This is a genomic window from Streptomyces sp. Y2F8-2, from assembly GCF_014905555.1.
Lineage (GTDB): Bacteria > Actinomycetota > Actinomycetes > Streptomycetales > Streptomycetaceae > Streptomyces > Streptomyces cynarae.
In genome coordinates, this window is the sequence record NZ_BNGS01000005.1 from 93085 (window position 1) to 114199 (window position 21115).

Here is a 21115-nt window from a genome sequence, read left to right on the forward strand (position 1 = left end):
CCGGGCGAGGTGATCACGGATACTCCCCGGGGAGTACGCCCACGGGGGCACCGGGCCCCCTACGGGAACACCAGGCCCACGCCGTGCGCGAGCTGGGCCGCGGCGTGCCGGAAGAACGTCGCGCGGTCCTCCACGACGTTGTTGAACTGCCCGAACAGCTCGAACCCCACCAGCCCGTACAGCTGCGCCCAGGCGGCGACCAGGGCGGCGACCGCCTCGGGCGGCAGGTCGGGCGCCAGCTCGCCGGCCATGCGCCGGGCTTCGGGCTCGAGCTCGGCGGGGACCCGGGTGCGGGCCACACCGTGCTGCCGGTACGCGTCGCGGACGATGCCGATCAGCAGGACCCCGACGCGGGAGGCGGCCGGGACGGTGGCCTGGGGTGCGGAGTATCCGGGCACGGGCGAGCCGTAGATGAGCGCGTACTCGTGCGGATGCGCCAGCGCCCAGGCGCGCACGGCCTCGCACACGGCGACCCAGCGCTGGGCGGGGGCGGCGTCACCGGCCTGGGCGTCGGCTGCCTCGGCGGCCTCACCGAGGGAGTCGTAGGCGTCGATGATGAGCGCGGTGAGCAGGTCGTCGCGGCTGGGGAAGTAGCGGTAGAGCGCGGAGGAGACCATGCCCAGCTCTCGGGCGACGGCGCGCAGGGAGAGCGCGGCGGCGCCTCCGGCGGCGAGCTGTCTGCGCGCCTCGTCCTTGATGGCGGCGGTTACCTCCATGCGGGCACGGGCGCGGGCTCCTTGGGGGATGTTCATGCTGGGCAGTCTGCCACGGTTCTGGAGCAGTGCACACAAACGAGAGCAGTGCGCTCTGAGGTGAGCGGCGGGCTGCGACGTGAGCGATGGGCTGCGACGCGAGCGGTGCGCGCACAGGAGAGAGACGCACACAGACCGGGGCGCCGCTTGGCAAGGAGCGGCGCCCCACCTCGAGAGCGCCGCCCTAAAAAGAGAGCACCGCTCTTGCTTTGGACCACCGATCTAGCGCACACTGCTCTCAAGCGAGAGCACCGCTCACACTTCCAGGCCCCAGGAGGCCCCGTCATGTCCGACGCCCGGTCCGCGCACGTCCGGAAGCCCGGCTGGTTCACCGTCAACGTCTTCAACCGCGCTGTGGCCTGGCTGACCCGCCGCGGCATCAGTGTCTGGGGCTCCCGGGTCCTCGCGGTCCGCGGCCGCAAGACCGGCGAGTGGCGGACCACCCCCGTCAACCTGCTGACCGTGGACGGGCAGCAGTATCTTCTCGCCCCCCGCGGCCACGTCCAGTGGACCCACAACATGCGCGCCGCCGGCGGCGGCGAGCTCCGGCTGGGCAAGCACGTGGACGTGTTCACCGCCACCGAGGTCGCCGACGACGACAAGGTCCCGCTGCTGCGCGCCTACCTCAAGCGCTGGAAGGCCGAGGTCGGCGTCTTCTTCAACGGGGTCGGTCCCGACTCCCCCGACACCGACCTGCGCCGTATCGCCCCCGACCACCCCGTCTTCCGGATCACGGTCACGAGCTGACCTCGCCGCCCGCCGGCCGCCGGTCCAGCGCGGTCAGGGCGCGCTGGGCGATCGGGCGGTTGCGGACGATCTCGCCCAGGGACGTGGCCCCCTGCGTGATGTCCTTGAACGCGTTCCAGGCGGGCCGGAAACCGGTCAGAGCCGCGTGGAAGAGACCGGGGCGGCGTTCGAACGCGTTCAGCAGCCGCTTGCCGACGCTCATCTCGACGCCCAGGCCGGCCTTGATGGCGAAGGCGTAGTTCAGGGCCTGACGGCGCGTGTCGACCGCGTCGTGCGCCTCCGCGATCCGTACCGCCCACTCCCCCGCGAGCCGCCCGGACCGCAGCGCGAACGAGATCCCCTCCCGGGTCCACGGCTCCAGCAGCCCCGCCGCGTCCCCGCACACCAGCACCCGCCCGCGCGACAGCGGCGAGTCGTCGGCGCGGCAGCGGGTCAGGTGCCCGGAGGAAATGCTCGGCCGGAACCCGGCGAGTCCGAGCCGCGCGATGAAGTCCTCCAAGTACCGCTTGGTCGCGGCACCTTCACCACGCGCCGAGATGACGCCCACGGTCAGCGTGTCACCCTTAGGGAAGACCCAGCCGTAGCTCCCCGGCATCGGCCCCCAGTCGATGAGGACCCGCCCCTTCCAGTCCTCGGCGACGGTCTCCGGAACCGGGATCTCCGCCTCCAGGCCGAGATCCACCTGATCGAGCTTCACCCCGACATGGGCTCCTATCCGGCTGGCGCTGCCGTCCGCGCCCACCACGGCCCGGGCGAGCAGCGTCTCGCCGCCCTGCAGGACGACGGCGACCGTGCGCCGGTCCGGCACCGCAGAGCCGTGCTGCTCGACCCGCGACACCGTGGCCCCGGTGCGCAGCTCGGCACCCGCCTTCTGCGCGTACTCGACGAGCTGCTGATCGAACTCCGGCCGGTTGATCAGCCCGAACAGCATCTGCTTGGAACGGCGGGTGCGGGTGAAGCGGCCGTTGTGCGAGAAGGTGACCGCGTGCACCCGGTCGCGCAGCGGCAGCTCGAAGCCGGGCGGCAGGGCGTCGCGCGAGGGGCCGATGATGCCGCCGCCGCACGTCTTGTAGCGGGGCAGCTCGGCCTTCTCCAGCAGCAGCACGCTGCGTCCCGCGACCGCCGCCGCGTAGGCGGCCGAGGCCCCCGCGGGTCCCGCGCCCACCACGACGACGTCCCACACCCGCTGCACGCCGTCCGCCGAAGAGTTCTCGCCGCTCACGATGGTCTACTGCTCCCGATCAAGCCGCCTGCCGCATCTGTCCCCCGCATCCTACGGCCGCGTCCTCACAGCCCGCTGTGGGAGGATCTGCAGCGTATGCGCCCTGTCGTCGGCATGCGCGTACGCCCGAAGGACCGCCCGTTACACACCCGCACACGTACACACCAGAGGTACTCGTCGGTACCTGAGTCGCAACCTACGAGGAGCGCTTCCATGTCGTCGAATCCGGTCGCCGAGACCGTCGCCTCGCTGATGCCCAGGGCGAAGGAGGAGCTCACCGAGCTGGTGGCCTTCAAGTCGGTGGCGGACTTCGACCAGTTCCCGAGGAGCGAGAGCGAGGGCGCCGCGCGGTGGATCGCCGAAGCGCTCACCGCCGAGGGCTTCCAGGACGTGGCGCTGCTCGACACCCCGGACGGCACGCAGTCGGTGTACGGCTACCTGCCGGGCCCCGAGGGTGCGAAGACCGTGCTGCTCTACGCCCACTACGACGTGCAGCCGCCGCTGGACGAGGCCGGCTGGACCACGCCGCCGTTCGAGCTGACCGAGCGTGACGGCCGCTGGTACGGGCGCGGCACCGCCGACTGCAAGGGCGGCGTCATCATGCATCTGCTGGCACTGCGCGCGCTCAAGGCGAACGGCGGCGTGCCCGTGCACGTCAAGGTCATCGCCGAGGGTTCGGAGGAGCAGGGCACGGGCGGCCTGGAGCGGTACGCCGAGGAGCATCCCGACCTGCTCGCGGCCGACACGATCGTCATCGGCGACGCGGGCAACTTCCGCGCCGGCCTGCCGACCGTGACCACCACCCTGCGCGGCATGACCCTGGTCCGCGTCCAGATCGACACCCTCGAAGGCAACCTGCACTCGGGTCAGTTCGGCGGCGCTGCGCCCGACGCGCTGGCCGCGCTGATCCGTGTGCTCGACTCGCTGCGCGCTCAGGACGGTTCGACGACCGTGGAGGGTCTCGACGGCGAGTCCCCGTGGGAGGGCCTGAGTTACGACGAGGAGCAGTTCCGCAGGGATGCCAAGGTCCTCGACGGGGTGGAGCTGATCGGTTCCGGATCGGTCGCGGACCGCATCTGGGCGCGCCCGGCGGTGACCGTCCTCGGCATCGACTGCCCACCGGTCGTCGGTGCGACCCCGTCGGTGCAGGCGAGTGCGCGGGCGCTGATCAGCCTCCGGGTGCCGCCGGGCGTGGACGCGGTCGAGGCGACGAAGCTGCTCCGGGCCCACCTGGAGACGCATACGCCGTGGGGCGCGCGGGTGCGGACGGAGCAGATCGGGCAGGGCCAGCCGTTCCGCGCGGACACCTCCAGCCCGGCGTACGCGGCGATGGCCGAGGCGATGGCGGTCGCGTACCCCGGTCAGGAGATGAATTACGCGGGCCAGGGCGGCTCCATCCCGCTCTGCAACACCCTCGCGTCGCTCTACCCGGGGGCGGAGATCCTGCTGATAGGTCTGAGCGAGCCGGAAGCCCAGATCCACGCGGTCAACGAGAGCGTGTCCCCACAGGAGTTGGAGCGGCTGTCGGTCGCGGAGGCGCTGTTCCTGCGGAACTACGCGGCGAGCTGAGGCCGCCCGACGGCGACGTCCACCGTGTGGCGCGCGGAGGACGTCGGCGGGCGGTCTCCGTACGGTGAAGCCGCCCGCCCCGTCGCACGCCGAGCGCCTCACGGGCCAGGGCCTTGGGCAGGTGCCCTCACCCGGTCAGGAGTTCCTCTCGGTCGGTGACTTCTCCAGCGCGGCGAGGGCCGGGTCGAGGACGATGTCCTCGCCGCGTGCCTCTACTGTCGGCTCCTCGGGGAAGTGGCAGGCGGTCAGATGTCCCTCGGGGTTGGCCGTGAGGCGGACGAGCGGCGGCTCGTCGGTCGCGCACTTGTCCTGCGCCTTCCAGCAACGGGTGCGGAAGCGGCATCCCGAGGGCGGGTCGATCGGGGACGGCACGTCGCCGGCCAGGCGGATGCGCTCGCGCCGCTCGGTGCTGTCCGGATCGGCCTCGGGAACGGCGGACAGCAGTGCGTGCGTATAGGGGTGCCGAGGCCGTGTGTAGAGCGTCTCCCGGTCGGCGACCTCGACGATCTTCCCCAGGTACATCACCGCGACCCGCTCGGAGAAGTGGCGGACGACGGCGAGGTCGTGGGCGATGAAGACGAAGGCGATGCCGAACTCCCGCTGCAGGTCCTGCAGCAGATTGACGACCTGGGCCTGGATGGACACGTCCAGCGCCGAGACCGGTTCGTCGGCCACGATCAGCTTCGGCCGCAGGGCGAGTGCGCGGGCGATGCCGATGCGCTGGCGCTGGCCGCCGGAGAATTCGTTCGGGTAGCGGTTGTAGTGCTCGGGGTTGAGACCCACCGTCTCCAGCAGTTCCTGGGCGCGCCTCTTGTGGCCCTGTGGCGGGTTGATCCCGTTGAGCTTCATCGGAGTCTCGATGATGGTGCCGACGGTGTGCCGCGGGTTCAGCGAGGAGTACGGATCCTGGAAGATCATCTGGAGGTTCCGGCGCGCCTCCCGCATCTTCGCGACGGGTTTGTGGGTGATGTCCTCACCGTCGAACACGATGCTGCCGGCCGTGGGCTCCAGCAGCCGCGTGATCAGGCGTCCGGTCGTCGACTTGCCGCACCCGGATTCGCCGACCAGGCCCAGCGACTCGCCGGCCCTCACGGAGAAGTCGATTCCGTCGACGGCGTGCACGGCCCCTATCTGCCGCTGGAACACGATGCCCTGCCGGATCGGGAAGTGCTTCTGCAGACCACTGACCTCGAGCAGGTTCTCGCCGGCCGGCGGCTTCGCGGACGCCGGGGAAGCGAGCTCCTGCTCGGGGATGGACTGGGTGGTGCTCACGGCATGCTCCTGTTCGTCCGTCGCCGTCACTGCTCGGCCCCTGCGGCTCGGCCGCCGCGGATCTGCTGTTTGGTCTCTGCGGTGAGGTGGCAGGCGGCGATGTGCTCGGCGGTACCGGAGACCGCCAGCAGTTCGGGCCGCTCCACCGTGCAACGCCCGTCGGGCACCCAGCCCTTGTAGGCGCAGCGCGGGTGGAAGGCGCAGCCGCCGGGAAGGTTGATCAGACTCGGCGGGCTGCCCGGGATCGGGTTCAGCCGCCGGGTGACGTCGTCGTGGATGTGCGGCATGGATTGGAGCAGTCCCCAGGTGTAGGGGTGCTCGGGCTGCTTCAGCACGTCCCGCACGGTGCCGTACTCGATCCGACGGCCGCCGTACATGACCAGGATGTCGTCGGCGATGTCGGCCACCACGCCGAGGTCGTGGGTGATGATGATGACGGCGGAGCCGAACTCCTCCTGCAGGTCGCGGATCAGGTCCAGGATCTGCGCCTGGACGGTGACGTCGAGGGCGGTGGTCGGCTCGTCGGCGATGAGCAGCGCGGGGTCGCAGACCAGGGACATGGCGATCATGGCGCGCTGTCGCATTCCGCCGGAGAACTGGTGCGGGTAGTCCTTCACCCGCCGCTCGGGCTGCGGTATGCCGACCCGCTTCAACATCTCCACGGCGCGGTCCTTGGCCTCCTTCTTGGAGACCTTGTGGTGCACCCGGTAGGCCTCGGCGATCTGGGCGCCGACGGTGAAGAACGGGTGCAGCGCGGACAGCGGGTCCTGGAAGATCATGGAGACCGTGTCGCCGCGCAGCTCCCGCATCTCGTTCTCGGGCAGGGCGACGAGTTCCCTGCCCTCCATCCAGATCTCCCCGGAGACCCGGGCGCGCGTGCCTTTGTGCAACCCGAGCAGGGCCAGTGAGGTCACCGACTTGCCCGAGCCGGATTCACCGACGATGCCGAGGGTCTGGCCCTTCTCCAGGGTGAAGGACACTCCGTCGACGGACTTGACGAGGCCGTCCTCGGTCGGAAAGTGCACGCGCAGGTCCCGCACGTCGAGGAAGGAGGAGGGCGCGGGCGCGACGTCCGCGGGCTGTGGCGAGGTCTGCAGGGACACTGGTGTTTCCTTGGGGGCTGCGGGGTCGGGTGTCAGGCGAGGCGTACGCGGGGGTCGACGAGGCCGTACACCAGGTCCACCACCACATTGGCGAGGACGACGAACGTGGCGGCGAAGAGGGTGGTGCCGAGGATGACGGGCAGGTCGGAGTTCTCCACCGAGTTCACCGCCAGCTTGCCGATGCCGTTGATGCCGAACACCGACTCGGTGATGACCGCGGAGCCGCCGATGAGCGAGCCGACATCCATGCCGAAGATGGTGATGATCGGCGTGATCGCGGCGCGCAGCCCGTGTTTGAGGACGACCGTGCCGGCCGGCAGCCCCTTGGCCCGGGCGGTGCGCATGTAGTCCTCGCTGAAGACCTCCAGCATGGAGGAGCGAGTGAGCCGGGTGTAGAAGGCGAGGTAGACGATGACCAGGGTCGCCCACGGCAGAAGGAGCCCCTGGAACCACGCCACCGGGTCCTGGGTGACGGGGGTGTAGCCGGAGGCGGGCAGGATCTGCCACTTGTCGACGAACACGAAGAGCAGCAGCAGGCCGACGAAGTAGATCTGCGTGGAGACACCGACCAGCGCCAGTCCGACCGCCGCCTTGTCGACGGCTTTCCCCCTGCGCACCGCGGCCGCCGTGCCCAGGCCGACGCCCAGGACCAGGAAGGCCACCGCTGCGCCGGCGCCGAGTGAGAGGTCCGCCGGGAAGTCCTGCAGCAGTGTGGTCAGGACGGGGGTGTCGGTCTGGAAGGAGACCCCGAGGCAGGGCGCGCCGCAGTGGATGCGCATGCTCTGGTCGCCGTAGTCGCGGCCGACGAAGAGCCCCTTGAAGAACTCCCAGAACTGCGTCGTGGTGCTCCGGTCGAGGCCCAGCGAATGCTTGATCTCCGAGAGGCGGGAGGGGGAACAGGTCTTTCCGCAGGCCAGGAGTGCGGGGTCGGAGGGCAGCGCGAAGAAGATGAAGAAGGTGATCACGCTGATCACGAGCAGGATCACGGCCGCTGCCAGCAAGCGGCGGATGAGATAACGAAGCATGTCGTGCTGGGACCTGGGGGGTGCCCGGTCCGCCTCCCTCTAGCTGTGGGCCGGTGGGGTGGTGCCTGCGCCCGGTTGGGCCGGACGCGGATGGGGTGGCCCCGCCGACGGCTGAACCGTCGGCGGGGCGACCGGGGTCACTGCTTGACGTAGACGTGCACGAGGCTGGGCTCGGCCATGATGGTGTCCGGGATGACCCCGCCCACCTTGGAGCCGCTGATGGCGCTGAACTTCATGTACATGAGCGGGACGACAGCGGCGTCCTTCATGATCTGCTCGTCCAGGTCCCCGTAAGCGGCGTTGCGCTGCGAGATGTCGGCCATCTTGGAAATCTTGGTGATCTGCGCATTGACGTTCGGGTCGTTCAGGTACGACAGGTCCTGGTTGGCCTGTGGGTTCTGCGCGATGAGATCACCGTTGAACAGGGTGGGGAGCACGGTGGAGGCGTTCGGCCAGTCCGCGATCCAGTCGCCCCAGGTGAGGTCGTACTGGTTCTTGATGTTGTTGACGGTGTTGAAATAGTTCGCCACCTGCATCGGGACGAGGTTCACCGTGATGCCGATCGCCGCGAGGGAGGTCTTCACCGCGTCACCGAAGTGCTCCTGGGTGGGCGTGTTCTCGATCGCCATCGACATGGTCGGCTTCGGGTCGCCGGCCTGCTTCATCAGCGCCTTGGCCTTGGTGAGGTCACCGGCCGGGTTGGTGCTGTACAGGTTGAACTTCTTGTAACCGCCGACGCCGGGGCTCAGCATCGTGCTCGCGTAGTCGCCGTACGCCTCGCCGCCGAAGGCGCCGCGGACGGTGGTCTTGTCGATCGCGTACTCGATCGCCTCGCGGACCCTGATGTCCTTGACCGTCCGGGTGTTGATCGCCAGGTAGTTGATGCCCGGAGCGGCGTTGTTGTAGTAACGCGACTTGATCGCCGGGTCGTTGGCGAACGAGTTGAGGTCGGAGCCGGCGAGCGGGTACTGCTCGATCGAGGTCTGGGCGACTCCGCCGTCCGACTTGATCTGCTGGTCGATGGCCGCCTGGTCCTGGCCGAACTTGAAGTCGAACTCCTCGACGTTCTGCTGGCGGATCGGGTCGGTCGACTGCTGCCAGTACTTGTTCTTGACGAGGACGAGTTCCTTGTTCTTGGTGTACGACTTGATCATGTACGGGCCGTCGGACCAGACGTGCGTGTCGTATGTCGAGCCCGTGTCATGGGCCTTGGGCACCGCCGACCACCCGGACATGGCCGTCGTCTCGTTGAAGTCGGCGACCGGCTGGTCGAGGTGGAAGACGATGGTGTACTGGTCCGGCGTCTGGATGGAGTCGAGCTGCTTGCCGCTGTAGGGGCCCTTGTAGTCCCTGCCGCCGACGAGCCACTGCGCCGCGTACGGCGGGCCGCCGTTGATGTCGCCGGAAAAGGCGCGCTCCACGCCGTACTTGACGTCCTGGGCGGTGACGTCGGTGCCGTCCTGCCACTTGACTCCGTGGCGCAGGTGGAAGGTCCACACCGTGTCGCCCTTGCTGGGTGTTCCCGTGTCGGTGGCGAGGTCACCGACCAGCTTCGGCGTGGAGCCCGTCTCGTCCCATCCGGTGAGGGTGCGGACGAACAGCTCGTCCGTGCTCTGCCCCTCGGTCGTGTAGGTGCGCTGCGGGTCGGTGTGGTCGAAGTCCGACTCGTCGAGGACCGTCAGCGTGCCGCCCTTGACCGGGGCACTGCTGCTGGTGTTGCTCGAGGAACCACCGCACGCGGTGGCCCCGAGTGCTATCGCCACGGCAGAGGCCGTAAGAGCGACCGTGCGCGTTCTGCGCATCATCTGGGAACTCCGTTCTTGTCATGGGCTCGGCCTCGGCAGTCGTTCGTGGGACGGCCTGTGCCGACACTCGAAGGGCAGCGCGTCAGCTGCGGTTGGCGCGGGGGTCGAGGGCGTCCCGGACCCCGTCCCCCAGGAGGTTGAGCGCCAGCACGAGGATCAGGAGCAGGACGCCGGGGATGAACAGGTACATCGGGTCCTGCAGGAAGAACTCGGACGCGTCCGAGAGGAGGGCTCCCCAGTCCGGAGCGGGCGGAATGACGCCGACGCCCAGATAGGACAGGGCCGCCTCGGTGGAGATGTTCTGCGGGACGGCGAGGGCGAAGGAGATCAGGATCGGCGCCCACAGATTGGGCAGCAGCTGGCGGAAGAGGATGTGCCGCCGGCCGGCGCTCATGATCCGCGCGGCGTCGACGAACTCCCGCTCGCGCAGGGACAGCACCTGACCGCGCACCAGGCGGGCGGTGTAGGCCCAGGCGAAGACCGCGATGGTGAGGACCAGGACCAGCAGCCGGAGGTTCTCGTCCGTCCCGCCGTGGCTGTTGGTCTGCAGCGCGTTCTGGATCACCGGGGTGAGCGCGATGATGAACAGCAGCTGCGGGAAGGCCAGCATGACGTCCATGACCCGCGACAGGGCGGAGTCGATCCAGCCGCCGAAGTACCCGGCCGCCAGCCCGGCCACGACGCCGACCACGGTGGACACCACCGCCGACGCGAAACCAACGAAGAGCGAGGTGCGCAGGCCGTAGACGATCCGGGCGAAGATGTCGTACCCCGTACCCGGCTCGACGCCGAGCAGGTGCTTGAGGCTGATTCCGCCCAGTGATCCGTACGGCTGGTTGCCCGTGTCCGGGTTGATCGCCTTGGAGTCCGGGGTGATCGGTCCCCAGCCGGTGAGCGCGGTGAGCGCCGGGGCCAGCAGCGCGACCACGATGAACAGCAGGGTGATCACCAGCGCGATCATCGTGATCTTGTCCCGCCTGATGCGCCTCCAGGCCGTCCTGGCGGGTGAGCGGCCCTCGACTGCCGTGCCGCCGGGCAGGGAGTCCTGCGACGGTTCGCCGGCCGGGAGCGTGGTATCGCCGACGGCCTGGACCGACTGGTGTTGCGTGGTCATCGTATGGACTTCCCGGAGGTGAGCTGGGGCCGCCGCGAGGATCTTCCGTCCGGCTCACCCACGGCCTTCGCGCAGGTCTCGTCGGCGGCGGGCAGGCGGACCGGGGTCGGGCGCGTGGTCGCCGTCGTGGTCGAACTCGTCATGGCGGTTCTGCCCCTGAATGCAGGAGTTGGCTGGCGGCCGGTGCCGGCGCCAGGAGACTGAGCGGACTTTCGCAACCCTGCGCGAGCTCGGTCAACACCGATAAGGCACCGAAAGGGGACTGTTTACCCGAATGGACAAGGCTTGACGGATGCGGGATGCGGGATGCGGGGTTAGCCCTGCTGTGAATACATCGCGAGAGTTTCTTGGCCATCGATTGGCGCAACGCTGCGTGGACAGGTCGGACACGCCCGGCTCACGGGGCGGGCCATTGGGCCCTTGGCTCGATCGTCGCCGCAGGTGGTGAGGTTCCTCGAACCCTTCTGCCCCGTCTTTGAGTTGATATTCACACCCGGACGGGGCAGGCGGCCTCACGCTTCTTCGGGAACTCTACGATCCCAGCGAAATCGCCGGGCATCATTAAGAATTCTCATAATTGCCGCCGTCGTCCGGGGGCAGGCGGGTCATCGGCTCTCAGCCGAGCGGAATTCCTGCTTCGAGGTACAGAGCGGCACCGCGTTCACGCGCCCGCAGTGCCCAGCGGAGCCGTTCGTAACGCACGGGCGGGAGCAGAACGGCCGCTTCCTCTTCCGTGACGAACCGGCAGTCGCGCAACTCCGGGCCGGGCAGCAGGAGTCGGCCGGCTTCGGCGCTGTCGAGGCGGCCGCCGTCGAAGAGGAGTCGCAGGCCGCCGTAGCCGGGCGGCGCGGGGGGCTCCCAGTCGAGGACGAGCAGCCGGGGGACCTCCTCCAGCCTGATCCCGGTCTCCTCCTCGACCTCGCGCATACCGGCGCGAGCGGGCGCCTCGCCGGGTTCGACGACTCCGCCGGGGAACTCCCACCCGGCCTTGTAGGTGGGGTCGACGAGCAGCACGCGGTCCCGTTCGTCGAACAGGAGCACTCCGGAGGCGACGGTCTCGGAGGTCGGCTCGGGTGTCTGCACGATCTCGCAGGCCGGTGCCTGGCCGGACCGGACGGCCTCGGCGATCCGCAGGGCTGCCTCGTACGGGGTGAGGGCGCTGGTGTCCACGGGGTGGGCGTCGGCGGTGAGCCAGGCGGCGAGGGCCGTGCGATAGGGCTCGATGTGGTCGTACGACCACTGGCGGATGCGCATCTCCCCGTCGGGGAGGTCGGGCGGGACCTCACGGCCGGCTATGCGCTGGCGCAGGATCGTTTCGGCCGGAGCGAGGAGGACATGGCGTACGGCGATGCGCCGGGCGGCGAGGCCGCCGAAGATCTCGTCACGGTACTCCTGGCGCAGCAGGGTCATCGGTACCACGAGGACACCGTCGAGTTCGGCGAGCATCGCGGCCGCGGTGTCGATCACGAGCCGTCGCCAGATCGGCAGGTCCTGGAAGTCGCCGACCTCCGCGAGGCGTTTCGGCGGCAGGAGTTGGGTGAGCACTGCGCCGATGACCTCGGGGTCGAAGAGCGTGCTGTTCGGGATCAGTTCGATCAGTTCCCGTGCGGTGGTCGTCTTCCCCGCACCGAACGCACCGTTGATCCAGACGACGGTCACGGTTCCCCCTCTTCTGTTGGCCCCCTGGGGCTTGCCCGCTCCACCCTGCCACGGAAACCCGGCGCTGATGAGGGGGCCTCGGCGTGGTCGAGGTCACCACCACCGCGGCCGCCGCGCTCCGCACACCGCGGCGCCGGGCCCCCATCGTTCGGGGGCACCGGCGCCGCGCAGTCGGCTCCCCTCAGCCGTCCTGCCCCAGGGCATCGTCGTCCACGGCCAGGCTGTCCTGCCCGATGGTGTGGTCGACGGCGCCGAGGGTGTCCTTGACGCTCAGATCGCCGAGCCTGTCGTGGTCGGCGGCATGGGAGGGGCTGACGGCGGCCACGACGAATCCGGTGGCGAGGGAGGCGATGGCGAGCATGCTGCGCTTCTTCATGCCCTGTTCAACTGCCGAAGGACGCCGGGGTCACGCAACGAACCCCGGCCGGGCTCTTCGGCTTCACACCCCGGCAGCGGTCGCGTCCGTGCCCCTCGTCAGCGCCGCGGCAGCGGCCCCCACCAGGCCCGCGTCCGTGCCCATCAGCGCAGGCGCCACCGTCAGGCGCTGGACGAAGGACAGCGTGGCGTAGTCGGTCAGGGCCTTGCGCAGGGGGGCGAACAGGAGGTCGCCGGCGCCGGCCACTCCCCCGCCGATGACCGCGATGTCGATCTCGACCAGCGTCGCGGTCGCCGCGATCCCCGCGGCCAGCGCCTGGGCGGCCCGCTCGAAGGACGCCACGGCCACGGGGTCACCCGCACGGGCGGCGGCGGCCACCGCGGCGGCCGAGGTGTCCCCGTCGAGCCCCGGCCGCCAGCCGTCCTCCAGGGCGCGGCGCGCGATGTTCGGTCCGCTCGCGATGCGCTCCACGCAGCCGCGCGAGCCGCACGGGCAGGGATCGCCGTCCAGGTCCACGCTGATGTGCCCGATGTGGCCGGCGTTCCCCGTCGGGCCCGGGTGCAGCCGCCCGCCCAGGACCAGACCGCCGCCGACCCCCGTCGACACCACCATGCAGAGCGCGTTGTCATGGCCGCGGGCCGCGCCCTGCCAGTGCTCGGCGGCGGTGATGGCCACGCCGTCGCCGATCAGCTCGACGGGCAGGCCGCCCGTCGCCGCCCGGACACGCTCCACCAGCGGAAAGTCGCGCCACCCCGGTACGTTGACCGGGCTCACCGTGCCCGCCGAGGCGTCCACCGGCCCCGCGCTGCCGATGCCGACGGCACGCGCCCGCCCCCAGAACGGGGAGCCCGTCAGCTCCCGTATGACGTCCTCGACGGCCCCCATCACGGTGTCGCCGTCCTCCTGCGCGGGCGTCGCGCGCTGCGCACGCAGCAGGATCCGGCCGTGGCCGTCCACCAGCGCTCCGGCGATCTTGGTGCCGCCGATGTCGAGCGCGGCCACGAGGTCGGTGTGCATCAGTGTCTGATCTCCCAATGCGTGAGTGGTATCGGCCCCGGCATACGGCGTGCGGTCGCCGCCGCGGGGTCCGGACGCCGGGTACGAGCGGGCAGGGAGCGCCCCTGGGGGGAAGGCGCGGGCCGAAGAGTGCGGTGGACAGTCTCTCCCGCATCTGACAACGTTGTCCAGGCTCTATGCTCGACGCCACATCCTCATACAACCCCATGGAATCCCGGTAGTGCCCGGGACCGACGCATCTTCCGTGGACGACAGACAGGACAGCGCATCGTGCCCGAGACCGCCCGCCGCACCGGCCGCCCCGCAGACCGTCACGCCGGGACCCGCTACGGCAACCGTCCGACCATGAAGGACGTCGCGGCACGCGCAGGGGTGGGCCTGAAGACGGTGTCGCGTGTGGTCAACGGCGAGCCGGGGGTCACCCCGGACACCGAGCGCCGGGTTCAGGAGGCGATAGAGGCGCTGGGGTTCCGGCGCAACGACAGCGCGCGGGTGCTGCGCAAGGGCCGCACCGCGAGCATAGGTCTGGTCCTGGAGGACCTCGCGGACCCCTTCTACGGGCCGCTGAGCCGCGCCGTCGAGGAGGTCGCCCGGGCGCACGGGGCCCTGCTGATCAACGGCTCCAGCGCGGAGGACCCGGACCGGGAGCAGGAGCTGGTGCTGGCGCTGTGCGCACGCCGCGTGGACGGACTGGTCATCATCCCGGCGGGTGACGACCACCGCTATCTGGAACCGGAGATGAAGGCGGGGGTCGCCACGGTCTTCGTGGACCGCCCCGCCGGGAGGATCGACGCCGACGTGGTGCTGTCCGACAGCTTCGGCGGCGCCCGGGACGGAGTCGCCCACCTCATCGCGCACGGCCACCGCCGGATCGGCTTCATCGGCGACATGCCGCGCATCCACACCGCGGCCGAGCGGCTGCGCGGCTACCGGGCCGCCATGGAGGGCGCGGGCATACCCGTCGAGGACTCCTGGATGTCCCTGGGCGTCACCGATCCCGAGCGGGTGCGCCGGGCCGCCGAGGCGATGCTCGAAGGGCCCGCCCCCGTCACCGCGATCTTCGCGGGCAACAACCGCGTGACCGTCACCGTCATCCGTGTCCTGGCCGCACACCGCCGTCCGGTCGCCCTGGTCGGCTTCGACGACATCGAGCTGGCCGACCTGCTCCAGCCCGGCGTCACGGTCGTCGCACAGGACGCCGCCGCCCTCGGCAGCACGGCCGCCGAGCGCCTGTTCCGCCAGCTCGACGGCACGCTCATCACCCCGGAACGCATCGAGCTTCCCACCCGGCTGATCACCAGGGGCTCGGGCGAACTGCCGCCCGTCGACTGAGGTCCCGCCCGGGGCCGCGGCCGCACGCCGCTGCCGAAGCCGCAGCGCATGTCACTGCGCCGAGGCCGTGAGGTCCCCTCGCCTCGGTGCCGCGAAGCCCTCCAGGCCGGCCCGGGTCAGGCCGGTGGCCCGCGTGACCTCCGCCGTGTCCAGGGCGCCGCAGTCCAGCCCCCGCAGCAGATAGCCGCTCAGCGCCTTCGCCGTGGCCGGTTCGTCCAGGACGTCGCCGGCGGTGCGGTCGGCGTAGCGGGCGAGACGTGCCGCGGCCTGCTGGAAGCCCTCCCGGTAGAAGGCGAAAACGGCCGCGTACCGGGTGGGAAGGTGGCCCGGATGCATGTCCCAGCCCTGGTAGTAGGCGCGGGCCAGCGCCCGTCGGGTGAGCCTGTAGTGCAGCCGCCAGGCGTCGTGGACCTGCTCGGTGGGGCCGACGGGCAGGACGTTCGTGGAGCCGTCCGACACGCGGACGCCGGTGCCCGCCGCCGCGACCTGCATGACCGCCTTGGCGTGGTCGGCGGCCGGGTGGTCACTCGCCTGGTGGGCGGCGGACACACCGAGACAGGCGCTGTAGTCGAAGGTGCCGTAGTGCAGTCCGGTGGCGCGGCCCTCGGCGGCGTGGATCATGCGGGCGACGGTGGCGGTACCGTCGGCGGCGAGGACGGCCTGGCTGGTCTCGATCTGGATCTCGAAGCCGAGGCGCCCCGCATCGAGCCCGTGCGCCTTCTCGAACGCCTCCAGCAGCCGCACCATGGCGGTGACCTGCTCCGGATACGTCACCTTGGGCAGCGTCAGCACGAGCCCGTCCGGCAGCCCGCCGGCCTCCATCAGGCCGGTGAGGAAGATGTCGAGCGTGCGGATGCCCCGGTCGCGTACCGGCGCCTCCAGGCACTTCATACGGATGCCCATGTACGGGGCGGCGGTGCCCTCCCGGTACGCCTGAGCGATCAGCCGTGCCGCGCGGGCGGCCGCCTGGTCCTCCTCGGCGTCGGGGCGCGGCCCGTAGCCGTCCTCGAAGTCGACGCGCAGGTCTTCGATCGGCTCGTGCTCGAGTTTGGCGCGGACGCGGTCGTGGACCGGCTCGGCGAGTTCGTGGCCGAGACCGAGGACCGAGGCGAACGAGGCGGCGTCCGGGGCGTGTTCGTCGAGGGCGGCGAGGGCCCTGTCGCCCCAGGAGCGCACGGTGTCGGCGGCGAAGACGTCACCGGGGACGTAGACCGTGTGGACGGGCTGGCGGGTGCCGGGGTCGCCCGGGTAGCGGCGGGCCAACTCGGCGTCCACCGGGGCGAGGGAGGCACCGATCTCCTCGCCGACGGCACCCGCGAGGCTCGTCGACACCCGCTCCTGCCGGCCCTGGCCCATCCCACACCCCTCCCGCTTCCACTTCCACTTCCACTGCACGGAATCAACAATCCGTAGAGCGAAGCTATCCATGGCTGTCGCCGCCGGTCAACACCGTCACGTGGACGAAGCGGCCCTCCACCAGCGGCCCCGGGAGCGCACGAAGGCCCCCGCGACCGCAGGCGCGGTCGCGGGGGCCTCCCAGCCGTGGAGCGGCTCAGCCCTTGCGGGCCTTGATCTGCTCGGTGAGCTGCGGGACGACCTCGAACAGGTCGCCGACGATGCCGTAGTCGACCAGGTCGAAGATCGGCGCCTCGGCGTCCTTGTTGATCGCTACGATCGTCTTCGAGGTCTGCATACCGGCGCGGTGCTGGATGGCACCGGAGATGCCGGTGGCGATGTACAGCTGCGGGGACACGCTCTTGCCGGTCTGGCCGACCTGGTTGGTGTGCGGGTACCAGCCCGCGTCCACCGCGGCACGCGAGGCGCCGACGGCCGCACCCAGGGAGTCGGCGAGGGTCTCGATCAGCGCGAAGTTCTCCGCGCCACCCACGCCACGGCCGCCGGAGACCACGATCGCGGCCTCGGTCAGCTCCGGACGGCCCGTGGACTCACGCGGCGTACGGCCGGTGATCTTCGTGCCGGTCGCCTTCTCGGAGAAGGTCACCGACAGGGCCTCGACCGTGCCCGCGGCCGGGGCGGCCTCCACGGCGGCCGAGTTCGGCTTCACCGTGATGACCGGGGTGCCCTTGCTGACACGGGACTTGGTGGTGAAGGACGCGGCGAACACCGACTGGGTGGCCACCGGGCCCTCGTCGCCGGCCTCGAGGTCGACGGCGTCGGTGATGATGCCCGAGCCGATGCGCAGCGCCAGACGCGCGGCGATCTCCTTGCCCTCCGCGGAGGACGGGATCAGCACGGCGGCCGGGGACACCTGCTCGTAGGCAGTCTGCAGGGCGTCCACCTTCGGCACGACCAGGTACTCGGCGTACTCGGAGGCGTCGTGGGTGAGGACCTTGACCGCGCCGTGCTCGGCGAGCGTGGCGGCGGTGTTCTCGGCACCGGAGCCGAGGGCGACGGCGACCGGCTCGCCGATGCGGCGGGCCAGGGTCAGCAGCTCCAGCGTGGGCTTGCGGACGGCACCGTCCACGTGGTCGACGTAGACGAGAACTTCAGCCATGGGAACGGATCTCCTTGCGGATTGCGAAGTCTGAGGGACGGTAAGGGAGTCGATCCCTTAGATGAACTTCTGGCTCGCGAGGAACTCAGCGAGCTGCTTGCCGCCCTCGCCCTCGTCCTTGACGATCGTGCCCGCGGTGCGCGCCGGGCGCTCGGCCGCGGCCTCGACCGTGGTGTAGGCACCCTCGAGGCCGACCTCCTCGGACTCGATCTCCAGGTCGGACAGGTCCCAGGACTCCACCGGCTTCTTCTTGGCCGCCATGATGCCCTTGAAGGACGGGTAGCGGGCCTCGCCCGACTGGTCGGTCACCGACACGACGGCCGGAAGAGACGCCTCGAGCTGCTCGGAGGCGGCGTCGCCGTCCCGGCGGCCCTTGACCGTGCCGTCCTCGACCGAGACCTCGGACAGCAGGGTCACCTGCGGGACGCCCAGACGCTCGGCCAGCAGCGCGGGTACGACACCCATGGTGCCGTCGGTGGAGGCCATGCCGGAGATCACCAGGTCGTAGCCGGCCTTCTCGATCGCCTTGGCCAGCACCAGCGAGGTGCCGATGGCGTCCGTGCCGTGCAGGTCGTCGTCCTCCACGTGGATCGCCTTGTCGGCGCCCATCGACAGCGCCTTGCGCAGCGCGTCCTTGGCGTCCTCCGGGCCCACCGTCAGGACGGTCACCTCGGCGTCGTCCGCGTTCTCCGCGATCTGCAGCGCCTGCTCGACCGCGTACTCGTCGAGCTCGGAGAGCAGACCGTCCACGTCGTCACGGTCGACGGTCAGGTCATCGGCGAAGTGCCGGTCGCCAGTGGCGTCGGGCACGTACTTCACAGTGACAACGATCCTCAAGCTCACGCCGGCTCTCCTACTGCATCGTCATTTCTGGGCTGCCTTCTTCCAGGCAGCATAGGCGCCTGAAGCGGCCGATCCCGGTCGGGGCGACCCCGCGCTCCGAACGAAATATTACTCGCCAGTACATCGAGTGAATGCCCGCTAAGCAAGCGCTTTGAACTGTGACCTTGACAACGCTGCGTAACCGGCCGGGCGACGACTCGGGCATGGAGGCCGCTGAGGACGACTCAGTCGCGGAGGCCGTTGAACCGGCCCTGGTGGTACAGGAGGGGGCGTCCGGCACCCGAATGGTCACCGACGACGACCTCGGCGAGGACGATGCGATGGTCCCCGGCCGGCACCCGGGCCACCACGCGGCACACCAGCCAGGCGAGGACGTCGTCCAGAAGGGGCACCCCCTGCGGGCCCTCGCGCCAGCTGGTCGGTGCCCCGAACCGGTCGGCGCCGCTCGTGGCGAAGGTGCCGGCCAGGTCCTCCTGGTGCTCGCCGAGTATGTGCACGCCGACGTGCTCGGCCTCCGAGACGACGGGCCAGCTGGAGGAGCCCACGCCGATGCCGAAGGAGACGAGCGGGGGCTCGGCGGAGACGGAGGTGAGGGAGGTGGCGGTGAAGCCGACCGGCCTGCCGCCGCCCTGGGCGGTGATCACGGCGACTCCGGCCGCGTGCCGCCGGAAGACGGAGCGCAGCAGGTCCGGGGAGGCGAGCCGATGGGTGACGAGGTCGGGCATGGCCCTCATGGAGTGGTCCTTCTGGGAGAGGTGACCTGGGGTCCGCGGGTGCTCAACACGCCGGACAGCGGGCACTCGCGGTGCGGGCCAGATCCACGTGGACACGCTCGAAGAGAAGGAGTTCCGGGGGCATGCGGTCAGGCTGACGATAGGTGGTGGGCGCAGTCAAGTGCGTCCCGGCATCCGGGAGGTACGTCACCGTGGTGGGCACAACCGTCAAACCGCCTCCCCCAGCGCCGCGATGACGTCGGCCTTGCGAGGCTGGCCGGTGGCTCGCCGCACGACCCGTCCACCGGCGTCGAGGATCAGGACGGTGGGCGTCTTCAGGATGTCGAGTTCGCGCACGAGGTCGAGGTGCGCCTCGGCGTCGATCTCGATGTGGGTCACGCCCGGAACCATGTCGGCCACCTCGCCGAGGACCCGGCGTGTGGCCCGGCAAGGAGCACAGAAGGCGCTGGAGAACTGGACGAGCGTCGCCCGCTCGCCGAGCCCCTGGCCCAACTCGGCCGCGCCGAGCCGCTTTCCCTCGTCCCGCCCGCGCACTCGCACTCTCCCGCTCCGCCGCCGGTGCAGCACTCCGTACGCGCTCGCCAGCGCGAGCACGGCCACGCACACCACAAGTCCCGTCATCCTCTGCTCCAGCGTTCACCAGACCGCAAAGATTCCCGGCTCCCCGATCCGATGCTCATGCGGAATGCTTGAATCATGGACATCGATGTGAGGGGGCCCCGCTTCGGGGCGGCCGTGACGACCGTTGTGCTGGCCGTGGTCCTGGTCACCGGCAGCGCCTGGCTGCTGGCCTGGCAGTTGCTGGCCTTCGCGCTGGGCGCGGCCGGGGGCGTGACGCGTTCACCGTACGGATGGCTGTTCCGGAGGGTCGTACGCCCGCGGCTCGGGCCGCCGACGCAGTTCGAGGCGCCGCAGCCGCCGCAGTTCGCCCAGGTGGTCGGGCTCGTCTTCGCCGTCGTCGGGTTGGTCGGCTACACCGCGGGGCCGCGGTGGCTGGGGCTGGCGGCCACCGGTGTGGCGCTCGCCGCCGCCTTCCTCAACGCCGCGTTCGGGTACTGCCTGGGGTGCGAGGCGTACCTGCTCATGCGGCGTGTGACGGTCCGCGCGGACTGACGTGGCATCAGGCGCGGGTGGTGCGAACGGCTGACGTGACGAGGATCTCGCCGCACACGGGCACCAGGACTGGCCCCGCGTCCGTTCTTCAGGCACGATCTGCGGCATGCCGTAAACCTACGGCTGCGTAACTTCCCGCTGGGAGTCCCTTCCCAGACAGAAAGAAGGGTCCGTTCCCATCCATGGCTGAGCTCGTCTATCGTCCCGTCATCGGTCTCGCCCGCACGATGTTCAAGGCGTGGGACCTGAAGATCGACTGCGAGGGCTCGGAGAACATCCCCCGCTCCGGCGGCGCGGTGCTGGTGAGCAACCACATCAGCTATCTGGACTTCATCTTCAACGGCCTGGCCGCGCTGCCGCAGAAGCGCCTGGTGCGCTTCATGGCCAAGGAGTCCGTCTTCCGGCACCGCATCTCCGGCCCGCTGATGCGCGCCATGAAGCACATCCCGGTGGACCGCAAGCAGGGCGAGGCGGCGTACGCACACGCACTGGACTCACTGAGGTCGGGCGAGGTGGTGGGAGTCTTTCCGGAGGCGACCATCTCCGAGTCGTTCACCCTGAAGAGCTTCAAGTCCGGTGCCGTGCGCCTGGCCCAGGAGGCGGGCGTCCCGCTGGTCCCGATGGCCGTGTGGGGCACCCAGCGGCTGTGGACCAAGGGCCACCCGCGCAACTTCAAGCGCAGCCACACCCCCATCACGATCCGGGTCGGTGAGGCGATCGAGGCCTCCCGTGAGACATACGCGGGCGTCCTGACCCGCCAGCTGCGCGAGCGGGTCCAGGAGTTGCTGGAGGCCGCGCAGCGCGCCTATCCGGGCCGGCCCAAGGGCCCGGAGGAGGCCTGGTGGATGCCGGCCCATCTCGGCGGCACCGCGCCGACCCCCGAGGCGCTGCGCGCCGCCGAGGCGCACTGAGGCCCG

21 protein-coding genes are annotated in these 21115 nt (G+C 70.4%); 5 read left to right on the forward strand and 16 right to left on the reverse strand.

Annotated features, from left to right (window positions below; all coding sequences use genetic code 11):
* Positions 1–59: 59 nt before the first annotated feature.
* The gene (locus SY2F82_RS18075) at positions 60–752 is read right to left on the reverse strand and encodes a TetR/AcrR family transcriptional regulator (RefSeq protein ID WP_200420133.1); all 693 of its coding nucleotides are present in this window, start codon (positions 750–752) and stop codon (positions 60–62) included.
* Positions 753–1037: 285 nt separating this feature from the next.
* Between SY2F82_RS18075 and SY2F82_RS18080 the strand changes: the two genes are divergently transcribed.
* Positions 1038–1499: a nitroreductase family deazaflavin-dependent oxidoreductase gene (locus SY2F82_RS18080; protein WP_200420134.1), complete on the forward strand. Its 462-nt coding sequence runs from the start codon at positions 1038–1040 to the stop codon at positions 1497–1499.
* On the opposite strand, the gene SY2F82_RS18085 is transcribed toward SY2F82_RS18080, so the two are convergent.
* Complete coding sequence (locus SY2F82_RS18085; RefSeq protein ID WP_200420135.1) at positions 1489–2721, reverse strand: geranylgeranyl reductase family protein; 1233 nt, start codon at positions 2719–2721, stop codon at positions 1489–1491. The genes SY2F82_RS18080 and SY2F82_RS18085 overlap by 11 nt on opposite strands.
* A gap of 213 nt (positions 2722–2934) precedes the next feature.
* On the opposite strand from SY2F82_RS18085, the gene SY2F82_RS18090 reads away from it, so the two are divergent.
* Positions 2935–4290 (forward strand): dipeptidase, encoded by a 1356-nt coding sequence (locus SY2F82_RS18090; protein WP_200420136.1) that lies wholly within the window; start codon positions 2935–2937, stop codon positions 4288–4290.
* Between the two features lie 135 nt (positions 4291–4425).
* Here SY2F82_RS18090 and SY2F82_RS18095 read toward each other — a convergent pair whose 3' ends face one another.
* The 9 genes from SY2F82_RS18095 to SY2F82_RS18135 all read right to left on the reverse strand — a co-directional run bounded on the left by SY2F82_RS18095 (position 4426) and on the right by SY2F82_RS18135 (position 13661).
* Positions 4426–5562, reverse strand: coding sequence for an ABC transporter ATP-binding protein (locus SY2F82_RS18095; RefSeq protein WP_374707175.1), 1137 nt, complete (start codon positions 5560–5562; stop codon positions 4426–4428).
* A gap of 26 nt (positions 5563–5588) precedes the next feature.
* A complete protein-coding gene (locus SY2F82_RS18100; protein ID WP_200420137.1) occupies positions 5589–6665 on the reverse strand; it encodes an ABC transporter ATP-binding protein in 1077 nt (358 codons plus the stop codon).
* A gap of 32 nt (positions 6666–6697) precedes the next feature.
* The gene (locus SY2F82_RS18105; protein ID WP_200420138.1) at positions 6698–7690 is read right to left on the reverse strand and encodes an ABC transporter permease; all 993 of its coding nucleotides are present in this window, start codon (positions 7688–7690) and stop codon (positions 6698–6700) included.
* A gap of 137 nt (positions 7691–7827) precedes the next feature.
* Positions 7828–9453: an ABC transporter substrate-binding protein gene (locus SY2F82_RS18110; protein WP_236041600.1), complete on the reverse strand. Its 1626-nt coding sequence runs from the start codon at positions 9451–9453 to the stop codon at positions 7828–7830.
* 124 nt (positions 9454–9577) lie between these two features.
* Positions 9578–10609, reverse strand: a complete 1032-nt coding sequence (locus SY2F82_RS18115; protein WP_200420140.1) for an ABC transporter permease — start codon at positions 10607–10609, stop codon at positions 9578–9580.
* Positions 10606–10752 (reverse strand): hypothetical protein, encoded by a 147-nt coding sequence (locus tag SY2F82_RS18120; protein WP_200420141.1) that lies wholly within the window; start codon positions 10750–10752, stop codon positions 10606–10608. The genes SY2F82_RS18115 and SY2F82_RS18120 overlap by 4 nt, the downstream gene beginning before the upstream one ends.
* 472 nt (positions 10753–11224) lie before the next feature.
* Positions 11225–12268 (reverse strand): NUDIX hydrolase, encoded by a 1044-nt coding sequence (locus tag SY2F82_RS18125; RefSeq protein WP_200420142.1) that lies wholly within the window; start codon positions 12266–12268, stop codon positions 11225–11227.
* A 181-nt stretch (positions 12269–12449) separates the two neighbouring features.
* Positions 12450–12644, reverse strand: coding sequence for a hypothetical protein (locus SY2F82_RS18130; RefSeq protein ID WP_103840602.1), 195 nt, complete (start codon positions 12642–12644; stop codon positions 12450–12452).
* Between the two features lie 63 nt (positions 12645–12707).
* Positions 12708–13661 (reverse strand): ROK family protein, encoded by a 954-nt coding sequence (locus tag SY2F82_RS18135; protein WP_200420567.1) that lies wholly within the window; start codon positions 13659–13661, stop codon positions 12708–12710.
* Between the two features lie 270 nt (positions 13662–13931).
* Between SY2F82_RS18135 and SY2F82_RS18140 the strand changes: the two genes are divergently transcribed.
* A complete protein-coding gene (locus tag SY2F82_RS18140; RefSeq protein WP_200420143.1) occupies positions 13932–14993 on the forward strand; it encodes a LacI family DNA-binding transcriptional regulator in 1062 nt (353 codons plus the stop codon).
* A 51-nt stretch (positions 14994–15044) separates the two neighbouring features.
* Here the strand turns inward: SY2F82_RS18140 and SY2F82_RS18145 are convergent, their stop codons facing one another.
* From SY2F82_RS18145 to SY2F82_RS18165, 5 genes are all read right to left on the reverse strand, one after another.
* The gene (locus SY2F82_RS18145) at positions 15045–16349 is read right to left on the reverse strand and encodes an aldolase/citrate lyase family protein (protein ID WP_200420568.1); all 1305 of its coding nucleotides are present in this window, start codon (positions 16347–16349) and stop codon (positions 15045–15047) included.
* Positions 16350–16545: 196 nt separating this feature from the next.
* Positions 16546–17508 (reverse strand): electron transfer flavoprotein subunit alpha/FixB family protein, encoded by a 963-nt coding sequence (locus SY2F82_RS18150; RefSeq protein ID WP_200420144.1) that lies wholly within the window; start codon positions 17506–17508, stop codon positions 16546–16548.
* A gap of 57 nt (positions 17509–17565) precedes the next feature.
* A complete protein-coding gene (locus SY2F82_RS18155) occupies positions 17566–18351 on the reverse strand; it encodes an electron transfer flavoprotein subunit beta/FixA family protein (protein WP_200420145.1) in 786 nt (261 codons plus the stop codon).
* A 224-nt stretch (positions 18352–18575) separates the two neighbouring features.
* Positions 18576–19085: a flavin reductase family protein gene (locus SY2F82_RS18160; protein ID WP_200420146.1), complete on the reverse strand. Its 510-nt coding sequence runs from the start codon at positions 19083–19085 to the stop codon at positions 18576–18578.
* Between the two features lie 207 nt (positions 19086–19292).
* On the reverse strand, positions 19293–19706 hold the full coding sequence (locus SY2F82_RS18165; RefSeq protein WP_200420147.1) for a thioredoxin family protein: 414 nt from the start codon (positions 19704–19706) through the stop codon (positions 19293–19295).
* A gap of 75 nt (positions 19707–19781) precedes the next feature.
* Between SY2F82_RS18165 and SY2F82_RS18170 the strand changes: the two genes are divergently transcribed.
* Both SY2F82_RS18170 and SY2F82_RS18175 read left to right on the forward strand, forming a co-directional pair.
* Positions 19782–20198, forward strand: a complete 417-nt coding sequence (locus SY2F82_RS18170; RefSeq protein ID WP_200420148.1) for a DUF4395 domain-containing protein — start codon at positions 19782–19784, stop codon at positions 20196–20198.
* A gap of 182 nt (positions 20199–20380) precedes the next feature.
* The gene (locus SY2F82_RS18175) at positions 20381–21109 is read left to right on the forward strand and encodes a 1-acyl-sn-glycerol-3-phosphate acyltransferase (protein WP_200420149.1); all 729 of its coding nucleotides are present in this window, start codon (positions 20381–20383) and stop codon (positions 21107–21109) included.
* Positions 21110–21115: the final 6 nt, after the last annotated feature.